24 protein-coding genes and 3 tRNA genes are annotated in these 21,973 nt (G+C 46.1%); 6 read left to right on the forward strand and 21 right to left on the reverse strand.

What is annotated here, in order from left to right:
• Positions 1-190: 190 nt before the first annotated feature.
• The 6 genes from AC2204_RS01410 to AC2204_RS01435 form a co-directional block, all read right to left on the reverse strand.
• The gene (locus tag AC2204_RS01410) at positions 191-541 is read right to left on the reverse strand and encodes a hypothetical protein (protein ID WP_318923569.1); all 351 of its coding nucleotides are present in this window, start codon (positions 539-541) and stop codon (positions 191-193) included.
• Positions 542-544: 3 nt separating this feature from the next.
• Positions 545-748, reverse strand: coding sequence for a hypothetical protein (locus AC2204_RS01415; RefSeq protein WP_107282882.1), 204 nt, complete (start codon positions 746-748; stop codon positions 545-547).
• Positions 749-990: 242 nt separating this feature from the next.
• Positions 991-1,077, reverse strand: a tRNA-Leu gene (locus tag AC2204_RS01420).
• 82 nt (positions 1,078-1,159) lie between these two features.
• Positions 1,160-1,235, reverse strand: a tRNA-Gly gene (locus AC2204_RS01425).
• Between the two features lie 19 nt (positions 1,236-1,254).
• Positions 1,255-1,328, reverse strand: a tRNA-Cys gene (locus tag AC2204_RS01430).
• Between the two features lie 196 nt (positions 1,329-1,524).
• Positions 1,525-2,469 carry a sugar kinase gene (locus AC2204_RS01435; RefSeq protein ID WP_413466655.1) on the reverse strand — a complete coding sequence of 315 codons (945 nt, stop codon included), beginning with the start codon at positions 2,467-2,469 and terminating at the stop codon, positions 1,525-1,527.
• A gap of 294 nt (positions 2,470-2,763) precedes the next feature.
• On the opposite strand from AC2204_RS01435, the gene AC2204_RS01440 reads away from it, so the two are divergent.
• Entirely contained in the window at positions 2,764-3,678 is a 915-nt protein-coding gene (locus AC2204_RS01440; RefSeq protein ID WP_318923928.1) for a GGDEF domain-containing protein, read from the forward strand.
• 282 nt (positions 3,679-3,960) lie between these two features.
• On the opposite strand, the gene nrfF is transcribed toward AC2204_RS01440, so the two are convergent.
• The 6 genes from nrfF to nrfB all read right to left on the reverse strand — a co-directional run bounded on the left by nrfF (position 3,961) and on the right by nrfB (position 9,445).
• Positions 3,961-4,473 (reverse strand): heme lyase NrfEFG subunit NrfF, encoded by a 513-nt coding sequence (nrfF, locus tag AC2204_RS01445; RefSeq protein WP_318923571.1) that lies wholly within the window; start codon positions 4,471-4,473, stop codon positions 3,961-3,963.
• Entirely contained in the window at positions 4,470-5,006 is a 537-nt protein-coding gene (locus AC2204_RS01450) for a DsbE family thiol:disulfide interchange protein (protein WP_318923572.1), read from the reverse strand. Before AC2204_RS01450 ends, nrfF begins: the two co-directional genes overlap by 4 nt.
• 21 nt (positions 5,007-5,027) lie before the next feature.
• Positions 5,028-7,013 (reverse strand): heme lyase NrfEFG subunit NrfE, encoded by a 1,986-nt coding sequence (nrfE, locus tag AC2204_RS01455; RefSeq protein ID WP_318923573.1) that lies wholly within the window; start codon positions 7,011-7,013, stop codon positions 5,028-5,030.
• Positions 7,014-7,182: 169 nt separating this feature from the next.
• Positions 7,183-8,142: a cytochrome c nitrite reductase subunit NrfD gene (gene nrfD / locus AC2204_RS01460; protein WP_318923574.1), complete on the reverse strand. Its 960-nt coding sequence runs from the start codon at positions 8,140-8,142 to the stop codon at positions 7,183-7,185.
• A complete protein-coding gene (gene nrfC, locus AC2204_RS01465; protein WP_318923575.1) occupies positions 8,139-8,831 on the reverse strand; it encodes a cytochrome c nitrite reductase Fe-S protein in 693 nt (230 codons plus the stop codon). Before nrfC ends, nrfD begins: the two co-directional genes overlap by 4 nt.
• Before the next feature lie 11 nt (positions 8,832-8,842).
• Positions 8,843-9,445 carry a cytochrome c nitrite reductase pentaheme subunit gene (gene nrfB, locus AC2204_RS01470; protein WP_318923576.1) on the reverse strand — a complete coding sequence of 201 codons (603 nt, stop codon included), beginning with the start codon at positions 9,443-9,445 and terminating at the stop codon, positions 8,843-8,845.
• 637 nt (positions 9,446-10,082) lie between these two features.
• Between nrfB and nrfA the strand changes: the two genes are divergently transcribed.
• Positions 10,083-11,531 carry an ammonia-forming nitrite reductase cytochrome c552 subunit gene (gene nrfA, locus AC2204_RS01475; RefSeq protein ID WP_318923577.1) on the forward strand — a complete coding sequence of 483 codons (1,449 nt, stop codon included), beginning with the start codon at positions 10,083-10,085 and terminating at the stop codon, positions 11,529-11,531.
• Positions 11,532-11,596: 65 nt separating this feature from the next.
• Here nrfA and AC2204_RS01480 read toward each other — a convergent pair whose 3' ends face one another.
• The 4 genes from AC2204_RS01480 to amrS form a co-directional block, all read right to left on the reverse strand.
• Positions 11,597-11,803 (reverse strand): hypothetical protein, encoded by a 207-nt coding sequence (locus AC2204_RS01480; RefSeq protein ID WP_318923578.1) that lies wholly within the window; start codon positions 11,801-11,803, stop codon positions 11,597-11,599.
• 79 nt (positions 11,804-11,882) lie between these two features.
• The gene (locus AC2204_RS01485; RefSeq protein WP_318923579.1) at positions 11,883-12,545 is read right to left on the reverse strand and encodes a TPR domain-containing protein; all 663 of its coding nucleotides are present in this window, start codon (positions 12,543-12,545) and stop codon (positions 11,883-11,885) included.
• Positions 12,546-12,857: 312 nt separating this feature from the next.
• Complete coding sequence (locus tag AC2204_RS01490) at positions 12,858-13,166, reverse strand: glutaredoxin domain-containing protein (protein ID WP_318923580.1); 309 nt, start codon at positions 13,164-13,166, stop codon at positions 12,858-12,860.
• Between the two features lie 100 nt (positions 13,167-13,266).
• Entirely contained in the window at positions 13,267-14,346 is a 1,080-nt protein-coding gene (gene amrS / locus AC2204_RS01495) for an AmmeMemoRadiSam system radical SAM enzyme (RefSeq protein ID WP_318923581.1), read from the reverse strand.
• A gap of 72 nt (positions 14,347-14,418) precedes the next feature.
• Here amrS and amrB point away from each other — a divergent pair, with 72 nt between their 5' ends.
• Together amrB and amrA are read left to right on the forward strand one after the other, a co-directional pair.
• On the forward strand, positions 14,419-15,207 hold the full coding sequence (gene amrB, locus AC2204_RS01500; RefSeq protein ID WP_318923582.1) for an AmmeMemoRadiSam system protein B: 789 nt from the start codon (positions 14,419-14,421) through the stop codon (positions 15,205-15,207).
• Positions 15,176-15,763 carry an AmmeMemoRadiSam system protein A gene (amrA, locus tag AC2204_RS01505; RefSeq protein WP_318923583.1) on the forward strand — a complete coding sequence of 196 codons (588 nt, stop codon included), beginning with the start codon at positions 15,176-15,178 and terminating at the stop codon, positions 15,761-15,763. Before amrB ends, amrA begins: the two co-directional genes overlap by 32 nt.
• A 117-nt stretch (positions 15,764-15,880) precedes the next feature.
• Here amrA and AC2204_RS01510 read toward each other — a convergent pair whose 3' ends face one another.
• The 5 genes from AC2204_RS01510 to AC2204_RS01530 all read right to left on the reverse strand — a co-directional run bounded on the left by AC2204_RS01510 (position 15,881) and on the right by AC2204_RS01530 (position 20,663).
• The gene (locus AC2204_RS01510) at positions 15,881-17,023 is read right to left on the reverse strand and encodes a DUF3541 domain-containing protein (RefSeq protein ID WP_318923584.1); all 1,143 of its coding nucleotides are present in this window, start codon (positions 17,021-17,023) and stop codon (positions 15,881-15,883) included.
• Between the two features lie 124 nt (positions 17,024-17,147).
• The gene (locus AC2204_RS01515; protein ID WP_318923585.1) at positions 17,148-17,783 is read right to left on the reverse strand and encodes an alpha-ketoglutarate-dependent dioxygenase AlkB family protein; all 636 of its coding nucleotides are present in this window, start codon (positions 17,781-17,783) and stop codon (positions 17,148-17,150) included.
• Positions 17,770-18,903, reverse strand: coding sequence for a bifunctional 2-methylcitrate synthase/citrate synthase (prpC, locus tag AC2204_RS01520; RefSeq protein WP_318923586.1), 1,134 nt, complete (start codon positions 18,901-18,903; stop codon positions 17,770-17,772). The genes AC2204_RS01515 and prpC overlap by 14 nt, the downstream gene beginning before the upstream one ends.
• Before the next feature lie 71 nt (positions 18,904-18,974).
• Entirely contained in the window at positions 18,975-20,048 is a 1,074-nt protein-coding gene (locus tag AC2204_RS01525; protein WP_318923929.1) for an endonuclease/exonuclease/phosphatase family protein, read from the reverse strand.
• Between the two features lie 117 nt (positions 20,049-20,165).
• Positions 20,166-20,663, reverse strand: coding sequence for a hypothetical protein (locus tag AC2204_RS01530; protein ID WP_318923587.1), 498 nt, complete (start codon positions 20,661-20,663; stop codon positions 20,166-20,168).
• Positions 20,664-20,989: 326 nt separating this feature from the next.
• On the opposite strand from AC2204_RS01530, the gene mobB reads away from it, so the two are divergent.
• Complete coding sequence (gene mobB / locus AC2204_RS01535) at positions 20,990-21,508, forward strand: molybdopterin-guanine dinucleotide biosynthesis protein B (protein ID WP_318923588.1); 519 nt, start codon at positions 20,990-20,992, stop codon at positions 21,506-21,508.
• Between the two features lie 161 nt (positions 21,509-21,669).
• Positions 21,670-21,822: a hypothetical protein gene (locus AC2204_RS01540; RefSeq protein ID WP_318923589.1), complete on the forward strand. Its 153-nt coding sequence runs from the start codon at positions 21,670-21,672 to the stop codon at positions 21,820-21,822.
• The last annotated feature ends 151 nt before the right edge of the window (positions 21,823-21,973 follow it).

Raw genomic sequence — 21,973 nt, forward strand, 5'->3', positions numbered from 1 at the left:
CCGCTTTCGTAATTCAGACGACTTAATTATCAGAAGCGGTATATGCCCAAAAGTGAAGGTAACCAAAATGATTGAATTTATTTTATTATGCCCAATAGACTCCAAAATGCCGGATTCAGAGTGGGCTCGATCCCAAAGGGCGAGATTTATTGGATATATAAGGCAATTATCCGCCCTTTGGCAAATCCGGTTACCTGAAGTAGTGCCTGATCAGCTTGTAACTGTCTTTGAACCACAACTTCTTATTTTCAAACGCGACCTGATGACGGGTTAAAGAAAAATAACGATCTCCTTCGCGCCGGTTGATGGTCATGACCGTGATATCCTCTACCTTGATGGTGATATGATCACAAAATGTGATCGCCTGACGGATTAAGGCCAGTTTGCCTGCTCCCATCGGGAAGTACGGAAAAGCCCGGGCAAGCGTCGATAAGGTACTCAATTGGGGCAGAATAAGTTCAAACCTGCTGCCACATGCAGAAAGGTGAACGGGTTCGCCATTCACCTCCACATCCATTTCACCCTGTACGTCAAACCGCATCAGTTAGTCCAGGTTCCGGCCTCGAATACTAATGGTGCCATTGAACTTCCAAGTAGAATGCGGTGCTTTTTCACCAGCGCCACTGGGAACACTAATTTCTACATTATCAAAGTCATACGTTAATTCTGCATGACGTTCGGTGAGTTTGTCATAGAGGGCACCGGCGAGATCTGGCCAGTTTGTGGTGTCTTTCTCAATATCAGCCATAATGGTCTCCTTAAGTGGGTTTCAAGAATTAAGGATAGTATGCAATGGCGTAATGCGCGGCTTTTCCAATCAATCACCGTCATTTTTGGAATATGTCCAGGCTATGAACAGATTTGAGGCAATAGAATTGGCAGCGATGAGCGTATATATACCGAGTACCGCAAGATAATTGAAGTCGCTGAAATAGATAAGTGTCAGATGCAAAAAAGGCTTACCTTTCGGTAAGCCTTTGTTGTTTTAGATGGTGCCCCGGGCCGGACTTGAACCGGCACAGCGCGAACGCCGAGGGATTTTAAATCCCTTGTGTCTACCAATTCCACCACCAGGGCACGCAATTCTTGATTGCGATGGTTAGACACCATCTTTCAACACCGAGTTTGTTAAAAACAACAATCTCGACATTGCAATATTTGGAGCGACACACGAGGTTCGAACTCGTGACCTCAACCTTGGCAAGGTTGCGCTCTACCAGCTGAGCTAGTGTCGCATCTTATTCTCAAAGAGAATGGAGGCGCGTCCCGGAGTCGAACCGAGGTACACGGATTTGCAATCCGCTGCATAGCCACTCTGCCAACGCGCCATTACTTCGTAGAAGTTTCAACCGCTTAACAAGTCTCCCCGTTGCGGTATGGGGTGCATTCTACGGATTGCTCTGCATGAGTCAACTGCAAAATAGAGTAATTGTGTTTGTTTGCTGATTTTATGCACAAAACGGTAAAGAGATAGATGAAGCGACGATAAATCAAACAGGAGTTTGACGCTGAACTCATGCCACTTTACATAATCTCCTTCATTGCTTCGGGCGGGATAATCGCCCCGGTATATTGAATGACAATCGAAGCCAGATGATGGCCTAGCTCTGCCGATGAGGCTGCAGACTCACCATTTAAACGGCTGGCTAGATAACCCGCTGCAAAAGAGTCGCCAGCGGCAGAGGTATCAACGACGGGGTCGACTTTATTCGCCGCCACAAAATGGCGTTCAGGATGATCGCTTTGTAAGTCAGTAACAACCTCACAAGGTTCACTGCCACGCTTGATCACTACCTCATTACAGCCAAATTGCTGGCAGCGCTCCACTATTTTCGTCTCTCCCCAAATACGTCGGTCATCAACTTCCGTGATCAGCGCAATATCAACAAAAGGGTATATTTGGGCATACCAATACTGTGCTTGCTTTGCAGTCCATAACTGAGGCCGAAAGTTATTATCAAACAATACCTTACCACCATTGGCTTTGTGTTTTTCAAGCAAAGTGATTAATACCGTTTTCGCATCTTCGGCCAGAATTGCAAAGCTGATCCCACTGATATACAAGGCCTCAAACTGCTTGGCATCAATGGCTTGCTCTAACGGTGAAGGCGACGATGAATCAGAAAAATAAAACTTTGCTGCGCTGTCATTGCGCCAGTAATGAAAGTGACGCTCACCGTTCGGCTCAGTTTCGACCAGATACAACCCCGGTAATTTATCCGCAATTTTGCGCACCATTGCAGTATCAATATGTTCAGCTTGCCATGATAAAAGCATATCCTGGCTAATATGATCAATGCCTAGAGCTGTGGCATAGCTGACCGAGTGGTTGCGAGAAGCGCTTAATCTCGACAGGTACAATGCCGTATTTAAAGTGTCACCACCGAAGGTACGCTGCAGAGGCTGGCCACTCAATTCGATCATACACTCTCCGAAAAATGCAATTTTCACACTATCACCATCATTTATTGAGCTGTTATTAAAGAGTAATTGAAGCTGGCGAGCTTACTGCACAACAAAGAGCTGCATTTTTACGAGTTTTAGCGAATTATTCCGCCATATCAGGCTTGTTGATACTTGGCGTGTGATCTTAAATACGAGGGAGGCCCCTTGAAGGCTTACATGGTAAAACTTTATCCGGTGAGAGGGTTCTAACAATCGATTAACTGGCTGGCCGAACGGCATTGAAAAATAATGTGCAATGCTAAAAATTTAAGTTATAAATAGATTAATAGTCGGATTTTTTGCAGAGCCTGTGTGCCTATGGTCAAAACGGCAAGGGAATGTGATGAGTATGCAGCCGTAATTGCGGCACTGCCTGATGTGGTGTTTATTCTCACAGAATCAGGACGGTATGCTGATATCTTTGGCGGACAAGACTCAAATTTTTATCATGATGGTTCTGTACTTAAAGGTGTGAGCTTATTCGATGTTTTACCTCACGACAAAGCCGTTTGGTTTCTCCATCGGATACAAGAGACTCTATCTGAAAATAAATTGATGGTGTTTGAGTATACCCTCGCTGGTGATGATGTAGAGAATATCAATAATGAATCAGGGCCACCAGGAAGCCTTTGGTTTGAAGGTCGTGTAAACCCACTAAAATCTTTACACTACGGAGAAAGAGCCGTTGTCTGGGTGGCGAGAAATATAACCGAACGCCATGAGCTAGAAAAAGAATTAAAATATAAATCCGAGGTTGATGCCTTATCTGGCACATTCAATCGCAGGAAACTATTCGAACACCTGAGTGAGGCATTTTATACCTTTCAAAGGTATAAGGAAAACTTCTGTTTTTTACTTATCGATATCGATGACTTTAAGCGAATTAACGATACTCACGGACATCAATCTGGCGATGAAGCCTTACGTTTCATCGCAAACACTTGCCAATCAGAAATTAGGCATACTGATATTATGGGTCGGCTTGGTGGCGATGAGTTTGGGATCATCCACCGAAATGCATCCATAGCTTCATCTTCCGCCCTAGCTAAACGCCTAAATGGGGTCGTTGCACGTAGAACCAAGGAAAAACAATCAGGCTTAGATTTATCAATTAGTATTGGAATCGGTTATTTCAAAGAAAGTGACTATAGTGTTGATCAAATATACAAACGAGCAGATGTTGCACTCTACCAGTCAAAACGAAACGGAAAAAACTGTTATTCTGTTGAATAGAACAGTGCGATCAATTTAAATTATATCGGCAATTACACCTCCTCCACCCGCAGCACTTGCTAGACCGCCAAGCAGCGCACAGCATATTACAATCAACATAATCCCTTTATTTATCATTGTTTCACCTTTCTCATATAGGCGTTGGCTTGCGCCTGAGTCCCAGCCTGGTACCGAGAACAATTTCCAGTATAGAAAACAAGCTGGATGTTGCATGAGCAGCATATGAGAATGGTAAAAAAGTAGTGCTGAAATGTTTTATTTAAGCTGAAATCCCACCATCTCTTAATCTTGTCCCTGATGGCGACGAATCGATCGTACTGTTCCCCAGACAAATGCAAGCAATATCAGGATCGGCCCCAACCACAGTACATAAGTCTTGGGCCCGAATTTTGGCTGATATAGCACAAAATCACCGAATCGACTGGTCATAAAATCAATAACTTGTTGATCGGATTTTCCATCATTCACCATCTGATAGACTTTCAGGCGCAGATCTTTTGCCACTGGCGAGTTTGATTCAATCAGATTCTGGTTCTGACATTGCGGGCAGCGCAGGTTCTTTGCCAGAACCATCGCCCGTTTGTGCTTTTGAGGCGAACGAAACTGAAAAGTTTCCACCGATTCGACTAACCGAGTCTCTGCGGCAATAAAGGTTTGATCTGCCTGAGCATACGCGGGCTGCACAGTGCCGAGCAAAGAAAAGAGCACCAATAACGTTAAAACGCTTCCCGCCGATAAGGCTTTGATATGATTTTTAAGAAAAAGCGGTGCTATTTTAAGGTACGGATTATTCATAGGGTAATGCTCGTTAACTGCTCTATTTTTGGTGCAAATTGTTGTTGCCAGATGGTCGGGGTTAATGCCCCCGTATATCGGTGACGAATGACACCATTTTTATCAATCAAATACGTTTCAGGGGTGCCATAGACGCCTAAATCCAGTGCTAACGCCCCCTGGGGATCATAAATCACCTGCCGATAGGGATTGCCCGATTGCTTTAACTCATCCAATGCCGCCTGCCTGTCATCTCGATAGTTCAGTCCGACTATTGGAATGGCTTGTTGGCTAACCAATTGCTTCAGGTACTCATGTTCCAACTTACAAATACCACACCATGAGGCCCACACATTCAGTAGCTGAACGTCTCCGGTCAAGCTGGCTTGAGTAATCGTACTTTGCCCGTACTGCAGGCTTGGTAACGCAAATTCAGGCACTGGCTGGCCTTCCAAGGGCGAAGAAACCGACGCATTTTTGCTTTCCATACCCAGCACCAGTAAATACCCGGCAGCTAAGACCATAACAAGTGGTAGAAAGCGGATTATTTTCATTATCTTGAATCCTTTCTCTTCTTACTTCCAAATAACAATCGTCGATATTAATTGTTCTTTTTTCTCCGAAGGCTGGTAAACGTTAACGTTAATTCGGACTAATACGGCAAGCGTTCCACCTAACATCATTAATATCCCGCCCAGCCATAGCCAGCGAACAAAAGGTTTATATTGGATCCTGACCGCATAATCTGTGCGATTAAGCTTCTCCCCCAAGGTGATATAGATATCGCCATGCCAGAACCATCGAATGCCCGGCTCACTCATATTCATGGTACGCACGGTGTAATGGCGACGCTGAGGTTCAATCATGCCAAGGCTTGCGCCTTCTTGTACGACCTCTATATTGGCTTGTTCTGCGGTGTAGTTTGCTCCAATCAGTAACTCGGTATCGCGATAATGAAACTGATAATCACCCAGCGCCAGCTGATCACCGGGCCCCATCTTGTTAGTCACTTCTTCGGCGTAGTAACTCACCAGCGTCGCCCCGACCAAGGCGGTAGCAACCCCGACATGGGCGGTGACCATTGCCAGCTGACGGCAACATTTCCGATCAAATTTCCAGCTTTTGCGTGACTTCTGATCCATATATAAAGTCTGCACCGAGGTTAGCGTGATCCATAACGCCATAATGAAAGCGATACATACAACCAGATTAATTCCATCTTCAATCATGATTGACAGCGCAACGCCCAATACGACAGAAACCGCCATAGGCGCCAGAATACGGGTAATGAAGTTGTCTGAAGATGCACGATGCCAGCGAATTAACGGGGCTAAACCCATAAACGCAAAAAGCATGAAACTCAGCGGCATAAACAAGCTATTAAAATACGGTGCCCCGACAGAAATATTACCTAAGCCAAGCGCCTGAAAGACCATCGGATAAAACGTTCCGAGCAGGATGGTTAACGTCACCACGGCAAATAAACTATTACCCGCAAGAAATGCCGCCTCGCGAGACAAAAAGCCAAATCGAACAGGTTTGATATATTGCCCGGAACGAAGCGCAAACAGGCTCAGTGATGTCAGTAATATGACACCGAGAATAGCGAGCAAGGCTAAACCACGTGTCGGATCAACGGCAAACGCATGCACTGAGGTCAAGACCCCGGACCGGACAATGAAAGTGCCGAGTAAACTCAGTGAAAAAGTAAAAATCGACAGTAACAGTGTCCAACTGGTGAGGGCTTTGCGTTTCTCGGTAATGATCAGCGAGTGCAGTAATGCCGTACCCGTCAGCCACGGCATTAACGAAGCGTTCTCAACGGGATCCCAAAACCACCAGCCGCCCCAGCCTAATTCATAATATGCCCACCATGAACCTAACGCGATACCTCCGGTAAGGAAAACCCAAGCGCTGAGTGTCCATGGTCGGCTCCAGCGCGCCCAGGATGCCGGACTGACAGTATCGCTGGTCGTTGTAAGCGCCGATAAAGCAAACGCAAAGCTGACAGCAAAACCGACATATCCCAAGTACAGCATCGGCGGGTGGAAAATAAGCCCGACATCTTGCAACATCGGGTTTAAATCACGCCCTTCTGCAGGCATCGGAAATAAACGCAGAAAGGGATTAGAAGCAAGCAGGGTAAACAGGCTAAAGGCTGCTGCCAGCAATGCCAGAATCACCAGCACCCGGCCAATAAACTGTTCATTTTTGTTACGGCAAAAATAGGCAACTGCCGCCGCCCATCCGGTTAACGAAAATAACCAAAACAGAAATGACCCTTCATGGCCGCCCCATACAGCTGCCACTTTGAAAAATTGCGGTAACTGAGAATTCGAGTGGTGTGCAATATAAGCAACAGAAAAATCATCAACGGCGAAGCTGTACCCCAGCAACACAATTGCTGTCGTGACAGAGAAAAAAGCGCCATAACTTAACGGCCATGCATAGCGGATAATGTATGAGTCCTTTTTAGCTAAACCATATAGCGGAATCGTCCCACCCATTAACGCAAAAACAAACCCGAGTATTAATGCGTAATGTCCGACTTCAGGGATCATTCAATTTCCTTTTAATCATGAACTGCAATCATCATCCAGTAACGCTGGAGAACCGACCTTGAACTCGATCATAAAAGGCCGGAATTCCCCCCAAGGTTATCAGCACAAGACAGACGAAATCGCCACGGTTACCCGTGCCGATTTCATTATTATCTTACCTGTCAGGTCACTAGACGAGCGTCATTTGTCCTGCGTACAGAATAAAAGTACGCAACATCAGAACACCAATCAGGCTCAGGGACGTCACCAGCATAATAAAAGCTTTATTGTGCTTAACCCCTTGCGGACTAATTGCGTTCAGGCCAAGCGGCAATAACATGCCGGCACCAATAACACCATACCAGAACCAGGTCGCCCAGAACCCCCCGCCAATCGCTGCGATAGCCGCCGCTTCTTTCTGGCCGCCACCAAAGTACAGACCAGAGAAAAAGGCAAACAGGACAAACAATTCAAATATCACAACCGGACGTTCAAACTGGTGGATCCATTTTACACACGCGCTATGAGCTGATTCTTTGAACCCAATAATGCCGAGCAACAAACAGGCGGCAGCGCCTGACGACAAGCTTGAGAACAGGAACAGAATTGGCAATATCGGGTTATTCAGTAACGGGTAGGTTTTCAGTGCTGAAAGCAGGAAGCCGGTATAGGCTGCAAGCATCACTGCTAAAAAGCCCAGAAACAGCTCGATGCTATTTTCATATTTACTGATCAGACCAACAACTTTATCGGCAATGGGTAATCGGCCATTCAACAGCTTAAGCAGATCATCTTTGAAAATGATCGCTAACCAGGCAAACAGTACCGCCATGTACACCTGGAATAACAGAACCCCCATCGACATCACTGAGCTGGTGTTATAGAAAATCATGATCTTCCAGAATGACAATGGCTTTGTCAGGTGAAAAATCAAGATCGTTAAACCCGCGATGATGCCAAAAGGTGCAAGAATGGCTGTCGCCTTAATGATCCCATTAGCACTCGGGTGACCCTGAACGACTTTACGCTTTAGGTAAATTGCAATCATCACGGCCCCGGCAGACATACCGGCCAGGAACAGATAAATAGCGATGATCCAATCCCAAACTAATGAGTCAAAATAAAAGGCATCGGCAAATGTCATACTCATCCTTTTATCTCCCCTTTTCCATGAGGCACTTTATACAGCTTCGGCTGCGTACCTAATTCCACTTTCGAACGATAAACTGTTTTTTGACCCAACAACTTGGAAACACTGCTATTTGGATCATTCAAATCACCAAACGTCAGCGATTTTGTTGGGCAAGATTCAACACAGGCAGGTAGCTTACCTTCCTTAAGATTGGTCTTACGGCAAAAATCACATTTATCAGCGGCTTTTGTTTCAGGATTAAAGAAACGGACCTTATAAGGACACGCCGCCAGACAGTAACCACAACCGACACATTTAAATGGATCGACATCCACAATGCCTGTTGCGGGATCTTTAAAAGATGCCCCGGTAGGACAAACATGAACACATGGCGCATTGTCGCAGTGCTGACAGGAAATACGGGTAAACTGGTAATCCACATTAGGGTATTCCCCTTGTGGCTCACTGCGAACAATCTCTAAACGGGATACCCCTTCAGGCACCTTGTTAACTTCACGGCACGCATCGGTACAAGCAGTACAACCGATACATAATGTTTCATCATGTACCATGCCATAACGCTTAGTTCCGTCTTCCATGGTAGCTACCAGTGACTGACGTCCTAATAGCGACCCGCCTGCACTCACGCCCGTTGTAAAAATCACGGCGCCTGCACCAGCTAAAAAATTTCGTCTTGAACACGTCATACCATCACCTCCTACTTCTCTTTTTTCAGGTCTGAGTGACAGTCGACGCACATCTTAATTTTCGACTTTCGTTCAATACCTTTCATCGGATCGGCACTTGGATGCATGGTATGGCAAGACGCACACGATAAATCCAGCGCATGCACATCATGCGTCCAGTTAGCCTCGCTCAGATCTTTCGGTTCGTGGCAGTTAACACAGGTATTATTCTGCTGTTTGATCCACGCCGGATCAGCTGCAGGCTTCTCAGAACCTGCCACTGACTGTGCCAGGGCAAACTTGGTCACCTCAACCGCACCATCACGGTGGTTCTTGCCCACTTTACTGTGGCAATCAACACAAGTGACGTCTCGGTTCGTTTGCGCATGAACGGCGTCAGCATGTGCCCCTCTCAGTACGTCTTTTTCATCTTTGTGGCATTGTGTACAGGCGTAATCTCGATCCCTTATAAATTTGACAACATGTTGACCGGACCCTTGATTTATCACAACAGGATCAGCGACTGTGGCTTCCTGCGTGTCAGAGTCGGCGGCAACATTCATGGAAAAACCAAAAATACAGATCGCTACAAAGAATGTAAGCATCGTATTAATGGCCACTTTACAATTGCCCATTATTCACCTTTTCATCTTCCGTAATTGCAAAACTTATACGACAAATTGCAATCGGTGCTTATATTTAAATTTTGTATATAAAGAGCCTGCGAAGTCATTTCCCTCTAGAGCAATTCCATCCCGGCGGTTATCTATTCCAGGAGCGAAAACTAAAAAGTGAACTTTGATCACAGTTGAAATTAATTCTTATTTACTTGATTGATTAGCCACAACGCTCAACAGGCATATTAAATAATATTTAAAATAATGAAAAATTGAGACGGACTACAATTACCTCTAAAGTAGCATCAGAAATGAACATTTTATGATTAAGATCAAGAAAATCTCATCGCAAGCCATTGAATGTAAAGGTTATACCAGAAAACAAACATCCATATTATGCTGATTTGTAAATACCCCTTAAGGGGTATTTGTGCCATCAACACCCACAATAGCCCTTAAGGGGTAGGTGTGGTTATTGATTTTCGTCATTTTTGACATCACATTTTTGATTAATCCAAAGCAACAGAACATTAATAATTATGAATGCCAATTTATTTTTTGATACTATTTAGCCGAACTTCAATTCTTCTTGCTTAATTAGCCGCATTCACAACGCTTGGCTTATTTAATAATTAGAAAACTGGAGTGACAAATCGTGAGTAAGAAATGGACGCGAAATACTGTCGCAGTGGCAGCTATCTTGTCAGCGTTGTGCTTATCGACTAATGCGTTGGCGACTTCTGAACAGACCGCAACCGCGGAGCAGAAAGAAACAATGCGCTTTGAGCCTCGCAACGAACAATTTGCGAAGACCCATGGAGATCAATATAAAACCTGGGAAGCAACAAAAGAAAGCGAGCAGATTGAAGACGGGCTAGAGGAAGATCCCAATATGGTGGTTCTCTGGGCGGGCTATGGTTTTTCTAAAGACTACAATAAAGCTCGTGGCCACTTCTATGCAGTGACGGATGTACGTCAAACCCTGCGTACCGGCGGTCCGAAAGATGAAAAATCTGGCCCAATGGTTATGGCTTGCTGGAGCTGTAAGAGCCCGGATGTGGCTCGTGTAATTGACGAACGAGGTGAAGACGGTTACTTCGAAGGCAAATGGGCTCGCCTGGGCGCTGAAATCAACAATGCTATTGGTTGCTCAGACTGTCACAATAGCGGAAGCAAAGAGTTTGCTGAGGGTCAGCCGGCACTTCAGCTATCACGCCCTTATGCAGCGCGTGCGATGGAAACCATCGGTAAAAAGTTTGAAGATCAGTCTCGCTTCGATCAGCAAGCGCAAGTCTGCGGCCAATGCCACGTCGAGTACTACTTCACCGGGCCAAATAAATCCGTGAAGTTCCCATGGGACAAAGGTACCACCGTTGATGAAATGGAAGTTTATTATGATGAGCTTGGTTTCAAAGACTGGACTCATGCCGTTTCTAAAACACCGATGCTGAAAGCACAGCACCCGGGTTATGAAACATGGCGTGACGGCATTCATGGTAAAAACAATGTCACTTGTATTGATTGCCATATGCCTAAGGTACAAAACGAAGACGGTACCGTGTTTACCGATCACAAAGTCGGTAATCCTTTTGATCGCTTTGAAGACACCTGTGCCCAATGCCACACCCAAGACAAGAAAACCATGCAAGACATTGTCGCGGAACGCAAGGCAAGCGTAACAGAAATGAAGCTAAGAGCTGAGAAGCAAATTGTTGCCGCTCACTTTGAAGCAAAAGCAGCCTGGGATGCCGGTGCGACGGAAGAAGAGATGAAGCCAATCCAGATGGATATCCGTCATGCTCAGTGGCGCTGGGATTACGCTATCGCTTCTCATGGCGTTCACATGCATGCGCCTGAAGTTGCATTACGTATTCTTGGTACCGCACTTGATAAAGCGGCTGATGCCCGTACGAAAGTGGTTCGTCTGCTGGCAACCAAAGGCATTACGGCAGAAATTCAGCTTCCTGACATTTCAACCAAAGCTAAAGCACAACAAGCGCTTGGTATGGATATGGATAAGCTCAACGCTGAAAAGGAAGACTTCTTGAAAACCGTTGTTCCAGAGTGGAATAAGCAAGCAAATGAGCGTGAAGCGACTTATTAAGACTTGACGGATACCACAGAAATACAAAAGCCAGCATCACGCTGGCTTTTTTTGTTTCAAATAAATTAAGAAAAGTCTAATTCAATGGCCGTACACCCTTTGGCGCAGGCAATCCCCGGCTTATCGCTGGTCTCAGGCGGAACCAGATGTAATGGCTGGCCACATTCCGGACACAGCACGGTCTTACCCTGCATTACGCGCTTAATGACCGCACGCTGATCGCCAAAAGATTTCTTGGTCTGTTTGTTTAATTCGGAAAAATTGAGTTTCATAATTGTCGCTACGCAGTTTTACTTAAGACTGTTGCAAGCAGTATACAGAGATCCCGCTTTAAGTTGTTAGTGTTCGCCGTTATCGAACTAACTTCTTCGCCCGGTTAATCGATGAAATTAACGCGACCCGATCAAGATCAGAGCGCTCGCTGTCTAAGGCTTGTTGCCAGGTATCAATGGCTTTCTGATAACGGGCATTAAGGAAATAATCGGAAGCGAGCAGCATCAGTGCGGGTAAGTTATCCTTATCCAAGGTCAATGCTTGCTTAATAAGTGTCTGGATCTGTTCCGTTACCTGCTGGCCATTTTCATAATACAAAGCGGTCGCTTGCGCTGAGAAAATATTGGCTTGAGGTTGCTTTGCCAAACGGGCTGAATAACCGAACGCAACAGCAGCATTATCAAATTCGCTCACATACATATAGGCATTGCCCAATGCGTACCAGGCTTCGCTGTTTTGTTTATCTTCACGGATCTTATGTTGAATTTCTTCGATACGACGTTGATTGATCTCCTTTGCGCTCATACCGGCAAATTCATCGTCAGCCACTTTGGATACAAGCTCTGTTTGGTACTGCGAAGAGCCCAACTGCCAGTAAAAACCCGCCGAACCCGCGACCAGACAGAGGCTCATCACTACCGGAATGATTCTTCGCTTTTCTGCTGCGCGAAAATGCATCAGCCATATCATCGCAAGACCGGCGACAACGACTGTCGCGATACCTATCCCTAACTCAATCACGCATTCAACCGTTATATCATCGTGTAAATTGTTGGCTTTATTTTACCTCTTTTCAGCTCAATCTGTGAGTAACAAAATTCGTTAACTTAATCTGGATCAAGTGCCGATGCACAAGAAACAGAAAACAAAAAAAGCTCCCGAAGGAGCCTTCTTACAAACAAATATCCCCTAATACTTAATCACAGAAGTTTTTGACCCGTTCAGTCTCAAAACGTGATCATTCCGTAAAGTGAGGAACGAACTTATACGGAATCTAAGGCATACACGATCAGAGCTGGATCCCGGATATTAAGGAGATCAGTAATATCAAACTTACAGTTCGAAATCACCCAGTTCAGCGGTATCAACCTGACGCTCAAGGAAAGCAACCAAGTCATCGTGGCCACCGATGTACTGACCATCAATAATGATTTGAGGGACGGTACGAACCGTGACATTTACGGTCTGTTCAATGAATGCAATCATCTCTGTTTTTTCCAGATCCGTTCCCAGTACCAAAGTGGTGTACTCGGTACCGCGATCATCCAGAATAGCTTTCGCTTTTACGCAGAATGGACAATGAGGCTGAGTGATTACCAGGTTCTGGTATTGCGCTAACTGCTCAATGGTAATTTTCGACATGGTTTTCCAATAAGGCTGATTGATGTTATCGCAATAAGATAATGGAAATCGAAAGACGAGTAAAACCCTGCAAAACAGATCCGTAGGTTTTCACACTACGCTAGCCGATCTTAACCGGGATACGCTGGCGGCCAAAGGCTTTACCTCTGGCGGAAAAACGTCCGGCTAACTGATAACCGCAGTGCTGGCAGTGACCATCATCTGTCAGGGCATATTCACCAATCTGATACCAATCGCGGGATATGACTTTATGATGACACTGCGGGCAATACGTACTGTCGCCCGCTTCATCATAAATATTACCGACATAGGCATAATTAAGCCCGTTTTTCATCGCGATATCTCTCGCCCGCTGAACGGTTTCAGGCGGTGTTCTCGGTTTATCGAGCATTTTAAAATCCGGATGGAAGGCACTGAAGTGGATCGGAATATCCGGCCCTAGATTGTCGTACACCCAACGCGTCAACTCGTCTAACTCTGCCGAGCTGTCATTTTCACCAGGGATCAGCAGCGTGGTAATTTCAAACCACACCTCAGTCTCATGACGTAGATACAGCAAAGTATCGAGTACTGGAGCCAGATGCCCACTACAAATTTTATGGTAGAAACGTTCAGTAAAAGCCTTCAAGTCAATATTCGCGGCATCCATATGCTGGAAAAATTCCATTCTTGGATCATCACAGATATACCCGGCACTGACGGCAACACTGTGAATACCGAGCTCATGGCAAGCCTGTGCGGCATCCACCGCATATTCCATAAAGATCACCGGATCGTTATACGTAAACGCAATACTGTCACAACCATAACGTTTGGCAGATTGCGCAATCTGCTCAGGCATCGCCTGCTCGCCCAGGGTATCAATCTTACGCGATTTACTGATCCCCCAGTTCTGGCAGAACTTGCAGCTGAGGTTACAACCGGCAGTACCAAACGATAACACCGAGCTACCCGGATAAAAGTGATTTAACGGCTTCTTCTCAATAGGATCGATACAAAAACCGCTGGATCGACCATAGCTGGTCAGCACGATCTCACCCTCGTGTGCCTGCCTGACAAAACAGGCGCCACGTTTGCCTTCGCGCAATCGACAGCGGCGGGGACAAAGATCACACATGACCCTGCCATCATCTAGGCGATGCCAGTATTGGGTTTTAAAAAAGCTGGGGGCTAATTGCATCTCAACGACTCACAATATAAATTTACTACCTATACTAAATATAGTCCCGTTGAAAATAACCGTGTGATTTCTATGAATATTCGATACCCGGCAGTGGCAGGTAGCTTCTACGATAAATCCGCGCAACATCTTCAAAGTCAGTTAGATAACTGGCTCAAACCTCAACCTGCCTTACACTATTCGATACGTGCTCTTATCGTGCCTCATGCCGGTTATATATATTCCGGAGAAACGGCCGCCCAGGCATACCGCCACCTGAAGAGCCTGGCAGACAAGATCGAGAGAGTCATACTCGTCGGGCCAAGTCATCGCGTTTATTTTCAGGGCTGCGCGCTACCTTCTGCGCACTATTTCGCCACCCCGCTAGGCAATATCCCCATTGACACCCAAGCCATTGAACAGCTACAAAAAAAAGAAAATGTGGAAATGTCAGATCAGGCGCATGCCTTAGAACACTGTCTTGAAGTACAACTGCCTTTTTTGCAAACCTGCCTGCATCAGTTTACTTTATTGCCGTTGTTAACCGGTAATGTCTCGCCGGCCACGGTCGCCAATCTCATCGACGACTTGTGGCAGCAGGAAAATACCCTTCTGGTTGTCAGCAGCGATCTGAGCCATTTTCACCCTTATTCAGAAGCACAACACATCGATAAACACACATGCTCTTTAATCGAACATTTTCAATCGTCATTAACACCCGAGCAGGCTTGTGGCTCGACCGGGATAAATGCACTGCTATTACTTGCAAAGAAACGGGGCTACCAACTCACACGCATGGATCTAAAAAATTCCGGTGACACCGCCGGAGATAAGGAGAGAGTCGTAGGATATGTCAGTTATCTCATATCAGAAATTAAGTAAAGGGGAACTAACCCAACTGTTGGATATCGCTCGTGAAGCCATCCGAGGACATTTATCGAATGGTGAAATAAACGCTCCGCAGCTTGATTTATACAGTAAAAAATTATTAAAACCTGCCGCCTGTTTTGTCACCCTGGAAGTTAATGGTGAACTGCAAGGTTGTCTCGGTACAATAGCGGCCCATTCTCCTCTGGTACTGGAAGTACACAACAAAGCAAGAGCCAGTGCCTATCAGGACCGCAGGTTTATGCCACTGACAAAAGATCAACTCGACAAACTCACCATTGAAGTGTCAGTCCTTTCTGATCCGGAACGGCTGATGGTTAACTCAGAACAGGAATTACTCGATTATTTGGCTGACCATAAGGTCGGAGTGATCCTGACACAAAATCACAAACAAGCCCTGTTCTTACCCCAGGTATGGGAAAAGCTGCCCGAACCGAAAGATTTCATCCGTCAGCTGAAAGTAAAAGCCGGTTTAAAAGCGACCTACTGGTCACCCGATATGGTGGTCAGCACCTTCACGGTCAGCAGTATCAAAGGCAAATATTTCTAAGTGCCACGAGAATTAACGATTTTCATGGTCATCGGAAGACAAACACAAAAGGCGAAGCCGTACTTCGCCTTTCTGCTTGCGTTTAGCGGCAGATGTAATACCAGCCGTTATATGACTTTATTTTGGCACTAAACCATATGGCACAGAGTCAAACATATCAGGTTGCTTGGTGATCGTCGGGGCCACATGCGGCCCTTTCCAGTCAAGCAGCATAATTGCCAGTACATTGCGGTGTTCACCATCCCTTAACTCAACCCCGCCACTGACCGATGGCACCAGGCCATGCTCACGATTCAAGGCTTGTTGAATCACCTTTTGCACTTTCAGAACAACAGGATCATCACCTAACCCGGCCAGCAGGAAGTTAATCCCCACCTCGGCAATCACATCTTCTTTCGCCCGGGCGATAATCGCATCAATATTGTCGCGATAATAGTCATATACCCACTGGAAATCCTGCTCGTTAATTGGATGCTGGTAATACGCGGATGCGGCAAAAATAATATGGGTAAGCCCATAAATTTTATTGCCAAACTGCTGTTCTGACAGCTGGCTGTCATCACGGTCCGGATACGCTTTCCTGAATGCGGCAATAAACTCCTCAACCACATCCTGTTCGCCTAACTGACGCAACCAGTACACCTGATTAGCCAACTGAGCCGCCCAAGCTTTTATCATCGCCTCATCCGTTGCGTACTTGGCAAAATCATAACGACGGATCACCTGGTGTAATTTGTCATCTTCACGATGTTTCAGACCATATTCATCGGCACGCGCCATTGAACCAAGCAAGTCAACACCAAGGTACAGGTATTCAGGCATTTGCTGTGTTGCTTCATAACGCAACTTGCTGCGCTCATTTGTTTTATCCAGATAGCTTTCAATACGCTTATTGGAATAAACCTGGATCTGCTCCGGGGTATAAACTTCGGTCGCAAACATATTCAGCCGACTGGCAACCCGTGCCATATCAGACCATACCGCCGCTTCATATTTATCATCCAGCGTCTGACGATACATTCTCAGCCCGTAATGGCCGGACTTAAACGCCGGTAACGTAAATAGCTTCGCTTCATAGGTATCGCGGATCAGCTGAGCATCTTGCTTAAATCGGTATATGCTCTCCGTCTGAGTGACGATTGGTTGATCTATACTGGCAAGAGCCAATTCTTGAGTGGAAAATGCAGGTTCTGTACTGGAAATAGCTGGAGCCACCAGCAAAGAGATAAAAAGCGGCAGGCCTATCGTTAATAATTTCATACAACTCCCTGTCTATAGCACAGATTCTATTAAGCCTGCGACAATACCAACACCGTGTGCAAAAATACGCTAGCAGATAATATTATACTCAAGACACCGGATGTGATAACGAACAAACGGTTACTTAACCCGTAATATCAACTGGCATAATCTGGCGGAAGGTCAGATTAATTCTCGGTTGCATGGGTTTCTGAGTCTTGGGAACGGAATGGAGCCAGCAGGTTTGAGTCTCACCCGCCATGATCAATAGCGAACCGGAGTGCAGGACAAATTCAATCTTCTGCTTGGTCTCGATATGTTTTAAAACAAAACGACGCTGTTCACCGAAACTGACCGACGCAATAACGGGCTGATAACCGAGCTCCTTTTCATTATCCTGATGGAAGCCCATGTAATCTTGTCCGTGGCGATAGAGATTCGCCAGTACCGAATTAAACGACACCCCAGCCGCCTGCTCACAGGCCGCTTTGATTGCCAGTAAGGTAGGCGTCCACAGCTCCGGCTTCATAGTTAGGCCCGAATAGGTGTACTGAACATCGCCGCACCATGCCTGCAAACGAGGCTGCAAGACCTGACGGCCAAACATCCGAATCGATTGTTGTTGCCAGTTCAGTTCGTTCGATAGATGCTGAAAATACTCATCAGCCTGTTGCGCTGAAAAGAAATGTGGCGCCCAGTACAGCCGTCCCTGAGGAATGGTTATCCATTCCCCGGCTTTGCTTGCTGACTCGAAAAAATCGATATTGTCAGTGTCGCTCATCAATCGGCAGCCAGTCTTGGTGATCCGGCCCAATATAGTCGGCACTAGGCCTGATAATACGGTTATGCGCTCGCTGTTCGAACACATGTGCCGCCCAGCCTGTCACTCGACTCATCACGAAAATCGGGGTAAACAACTTGGTAGGGATCGCCATAAAGTGATACGCCGGGGCATGGAAGAAATCGACATTACAGAACAGGTCTTTTTCCCGTTTCATTACCTGCTCGATACGCTCGGACATCTCATACAGCACCGAATCATCCGCCTCTGCAGCCAGCTTCTTCGCCCAGCGTTTGATCAGTACATTACGAGGATCGAATTCGGTATACACCGCATGGCCAAAACCCATCACTTTTTCATTATTTACCAGCATCTGTAAAATACCGGCTTCAGCTTCATCCGGGGTCTGCCAGCGTTCGATCATCTCCATCGCCGCTTCGTTAGCTCCCCCATGCAAGGGTCCGCGCAACGTACCAATTGCTGCTGCAATACATGAATGAAGATCAGACAAGGTTGATGCGCAGACTCGCGCCGAAAAGGTTGAGGCATTAAACTCATGCTCGGCATACAGAACCAGTGAGCATTGCATGACCTGTATATGAAGATCAGAAGGCGTCTTTCCGGTCAGCATCTTTAAAAAATAGCCCCCGAGGCTATCCTGATCACAATAAGTTTCAATCCGCACACCATGATGGCTGTAGCGATACCAGTAACAGAGGATCGCAGGCAATAACGCCAGCAAGCGGTCGGCCTTATCCTGCTGCTCACTGAAGTCATGTTCCTGCTCCAGATTACCCAGCATCGAACAGCCGGTTCGCATCACATCCATCGGATGGGCATCTGCCGGGATCTGCTCTAATGTGTTTTTTAATGCCAGGGGTAAACCCCGCAATGAGATCAACCTGGTTTTGTAAGCAGCCAGCTCTGTCCGGGTTGGCAACTTGCCTTTTAATAACAGATAAGCCACTTCTTCAAATTCAGCGTGTTCGGCTAAATCCGTAATATCATAACCACGGTAAGTGAGACCTGTACCGGTTTTACCTACCGTACAAAGTGCAGTCGAACCCGCACTTTGCCCGCGTAACCCTTCACCACTCAACTCTTTGTGTTTACCAGGCATAACCCGCTCCTTATCTTTAAAGAAAAGAGAATTCCCTCTAAAGATAGGTCAGAATATACACTTACAACTAATTACATCGGAGTCAGATCAATATCTACCCATACCAGCCGATGATCAGAGCCCGCTTGCGCCCTTTCCCTACCCCGCTCATCGGTGATCAGATGACGTAGCGGACCTTTTTTATCCGGCCAGAATACACCGGATTGCTTCACACATAGGTTCTCTGAAGGCAGGACATAATCAAGCCGCAGCCCATCGAGGTGCGTCCATTCATTTTTCCGGCCGGTGCGAGCCTGACGAGGTTGAAGAAAATACCCACCTAAACTCTTAGGGGTTAGTTTACCCGCACTGGCGGAACGGTTGATCCGGCGATGATACAGCAAGTCACGAATGGACTTTTTGATCCCATCACCGTCGATCAGGTCAGCATTAAGATCGCCCATCACCACAAACTTATCCTTATCAGATAAACCACCTTGCTGGCCCTGATCATCGACCAGATAACCAGCATGGTTAATGATGTCGGTGATCAGGCGTAATTCATCATGATTTCGGCGCGCATTACGTCTTTCTTCACCATCAAACACCGGCGGTGTGGGGTGACAACAAAGCAGATTAATAACCTGCTGTTCAACCTCGATAGGTATCAATACATGATTTTTCGACGATAACCTCAGCACTCCGGCGGCTTGTTCACTGTAATAACCCTCAGGCATGCAATGGCCCGGCATATCTTGCCAAAGTAATTGTTGCCAGCTTCGGATCTGCCGCTGAAGAATAGGGAAGCGTGACAGGATAACGAATCCGAAATGGCCATGGTGTTCACCAAAACCGAGACCGTCATCCGGTAACGTCAGCTTACCATCACCGTTCAAGTCAAATGGGCTTAATAAACCGGTATTACTTGCCGGTGCATAGTGATAGGGATATTCAATTGCAGACTGGTGATGCTGGGGTTCAGCCAGATAGAGGCGACAAAAATTTGCTAATGCACCGTCATCCCCTCCTTTTCCGGGATGATCGAATTCGCACAGCAGTAAGACATCGGGACGAACGTGCTGAATAATAGCCGCAAGTTTAGAAAAACGGCCATTATCCGCGGTAGAAGTCTGTGTGAGGATCTGACCTTCAACCGGTTCAGACATCGAAATATTAAACAACGCTATACGTACAGTTTGAGTTAGCAAGGAGCGCTCTTGTATCCATAAAGAGATAGTGAGTTGAATTGTAACGATTTATCTGTCAGCTGTAACGCACGATTTTCAACTGATTGACCAGCCGACCAAATGCGTTATTGCCAGCCGTATTTGCTCGGCATCATGCATTGCACGGTGTTTGACCGGCCCTTGTTCTTCCAGTGCCAGCTGGAAACGAGCACGCTCAATACCATTCTCCTGCATTAGCCAATGACCGACTTCGGTGAGCGTAAAAGAGGGGCGCATATGTGCTGAATGGTAAAGTCGACCAAGCCAGAATAAATCCCATTGGCTGTCGCAAAAAACATATTCGAATTTGCCGAGAACAATATTTAAGTGCTGACAAACATCAACGACCTGATTGCCATTAAGCTCAAGCTCTTTACGAGAAATTCGATGAATTTCTTGTTCCGCATACTTATCCCAATGCTGCCAAACATCGCTGGCGGTTAACGGGTTGATTAACAGACTGTGACCACTGCCGTCGGGTAAGGAATACCCCACTTCAATCGGATACGATTGATCCGATAATCCAGATGCTTCAAAATCCAGCGTTGCCCACATAGCACTCTCCCTGATGCCGTTGATAATTCATGAAAGACACCATCCTGTCGGTCTTTCATCTCTTACTGATAAATCTCGATTTAACCTCTCAGTCCTTTTCACCCCGTTTATTATTCGTACCTTTACTCTCTTCTATTAGGGTCATTCACTGCAGCAGTCCCCACGAAAAATCAGTAAACCACACAATAATTCTAGACGGTATATACCACTAACGAGTAACAATTGACCGCCTCGACGGATAGTACGCCAGGCAACGAGAGTGACACCATGACGTTTAGGCTGATTTGCTTTAAGATCACCGGATACTTTTTATTCCCGAGAAAAACATGACGCCAATAATCGGTTTTGCCGGTTACAGTGGTTCAGGAAAAACCACCTTACTGGAAAAATTAATCCCCGTATTAAAGCAGCATGGCCTGCGTATCGGTCTGGTTAAACACAGCCACCATAACATCGATCCTGATGTACCAGGGAAAGACAGCTATCGCCTGCGTCATGCGGGTTGCGCTCAAACGCTACTCGCAACGAAGGCCCGCCATATGCTCTACTTCGAGTATCCAGAGCCAGAACATGATGAGCCGGAGCTAACGCAATGCCTGGACCAACTCGATCATACCCGGTTGGATTTAGTGCTGGTAGAAGGTTTTCGCGACAACGCTTTTCCTAAGATTGAAATTCATCGCCCGGCTTATGGGAAACCGCTGCTCTACCCTAATGACCCTCATATTATTGCGTTTGCCACAGACAGCCAACCGACGAAGAACATTCCGTTACCGGTGCTGGATATAAACCAGCCACAACAGATTGCCGAATTTATCGTGCAATGGCGGCGGCAATATATATAAACCCTTTTTCCGTCGGTGAGCAGTCAAAAATGCCAGATCGCCGAACGAGTGTGATCTACGCCTTGCTACTCATCCCTAAAAAAAACAGCTAGGGATGATGATTTATTAACCACCTCACGACATTCTTTATGCATAGCACACACAATACAGAGTCGTTACCAATGCTAACTTTCACTCAAATCCACAACTTCACTCAACAAAATGATGAACCAGAGGCTGAACAGCCAACAGCGTTATCAGAAAAAGAAGTGCAACGACAAGCACTGTTAAAACAGGCGCAGCAAGACGGTGGCATTAAGGTTATCGAACAATAATGGTGCATAAGAGAAAACAGCGGGAGAGGTAATTGCGTCGATTTCTCCTCTTTAATTGTTTTCCAGACTCTGATTTTCCGTTGCTGATTTGTGATATAGAACAACTATATATGCAAATTAGCATCTGGAAATTTTCGCTGAAACGAGCGCT

Source organism: Photobacterium sp. (genome assembly GCF_057456235.1).

Coding starts and splice junctions, on each gene's coding strand:
- AC2204_RS01410 (WP_318923569.1), bottom strand. CDS start 541: ATGCGGTTTGACGTACAGGGTGAAATGGATGTGGAGGTGAATGGCGAA.
- AC2204_RS01415 (WP_107282882.1), bottom strand. CDS start 748: ATGGCTGATATTGAGAAAGACACCACAAACTGGCCAGATCTCGCCGGT.
- AC2204_RS01440 (WP_318923928.1), top strand. CDS start 2,764: ATGGTCAAAACGGCAAGGGAATGTGATGAGTATGCAGCCGTAATTGCG.
- nrfF (WP_318923571.1), bottom strand. CDS start 4,473: ATGAATAATCCGTACCTTAAAATAGCACCGCTTTTTCTTAAAAATCAT.
- AC2204_RS01450 (WP_318923572.1), bottom strand. CDS start 5,006: ATGAAAATAATCCGCTTTCTACCACTTGTTATGGTCTTAGCTGCCGGG.
- nrfE (WP_318923573.1), bottom strand. CDS start 7,013: ATGATCCCTGAAGTCGGACATTACGCATTAATACTCGGGTTTGTTTTT.
- nrfD (WP_318923574.1), bottom strand. CDS start 8,142: ATGAGTATGACATTTGCCGATGCCTTTTATTTTGACTCATTAGTTTGG.
- nrfC (WP_318923575.1), bottom strand. CDS start 8,831: ATGACGTGTTCAAGACGAAATTTTTTAGCTGGTGCAGGCGCCGTGATT.
- nrfB (WP_318923576.1), bottom strand. CDS start 9,445: ATGGGCAATTGTAAAGTGGCCATTAATACGATGCTTACATTCTTTGTA.
- AC2204_RS01480 (WP_318923578.1), bottom strand. CDS start 11,803: ATGAAACTCAATTTTTCCGAATTAAACAAACAGACCAAGAAATCTTTT.
- AC2204_RS01490 (WP_318923580.1), bottom strand. CDS start 13,166: ATGTCGAAAATTACCATTGAGCAGTTAGCGCAATACCAGAACCTGGTA.
- amrS (WP_318923581.1), bottom strand. CDS start 14,346: ATGCAATTAGCCCCCAGCTTTTTTAAAACCCAATACTGGCATCGCCTA.
- amrB (WP_318923582.1), top strand. CDS start 14,419: ATGAATATTCGATACCCGGCAGTGGCAGGTAGCTTCTACGATAAATCC.
- amrA (WP_318923583.1), top strand. CDS start 15,176: ATGTCAGTTATCTCATATCAGAAATTAAGTAAAGGGGAACTAACCCAA.
- AC2204_RS01510 (WP_318923584.1), bottom strand. CDS start 17,023: ATGAAATTATTAACGATAGGCCTGCCGCTTTTTATCTCTTTGCTGGTG.
- AC2204_RS01515 (WP_318923585.1), bottom strand. CDS start 17,783: ATGAGCGACACTGACAATATCGATTTTTTCGAGTCAGCAAGCAAAGCC.
- prpC (WP_318923586.1), bottom strand. CDS start 18,903: ATGCCTGGTAAACACAAAGAGTTGAGTGGTGAAGGGTTACGCGGGCAA.
- AC2204_RS01525 (WP_318923929.1), bottom strand. CDS start 20,048: ATGTCTGAACCGGTTGAAGGTCAGATCCTCACACAGACTTCTACCGCG.
- AC2204_RS01530 (WP_318923587.1), bottom strand. CDS start 20,663: ATGTGGGCAACGCTGGATTTTGAAGCATCTGGATTATCGGATCAATCG.
- mobB (WP_318923588.1), top strand. CDS start 20,990: ATGACGCCAATAATCGGTTTTGCCGGTTACAGTGGTTCAGGAAAAACC.
- AC2204_RS01540 (WP_318923589.1), top strand. CDS start 21,670: ATGCTAACTTTCACTCAAATCCACAACTTCACTCAACAAAATGATGAA.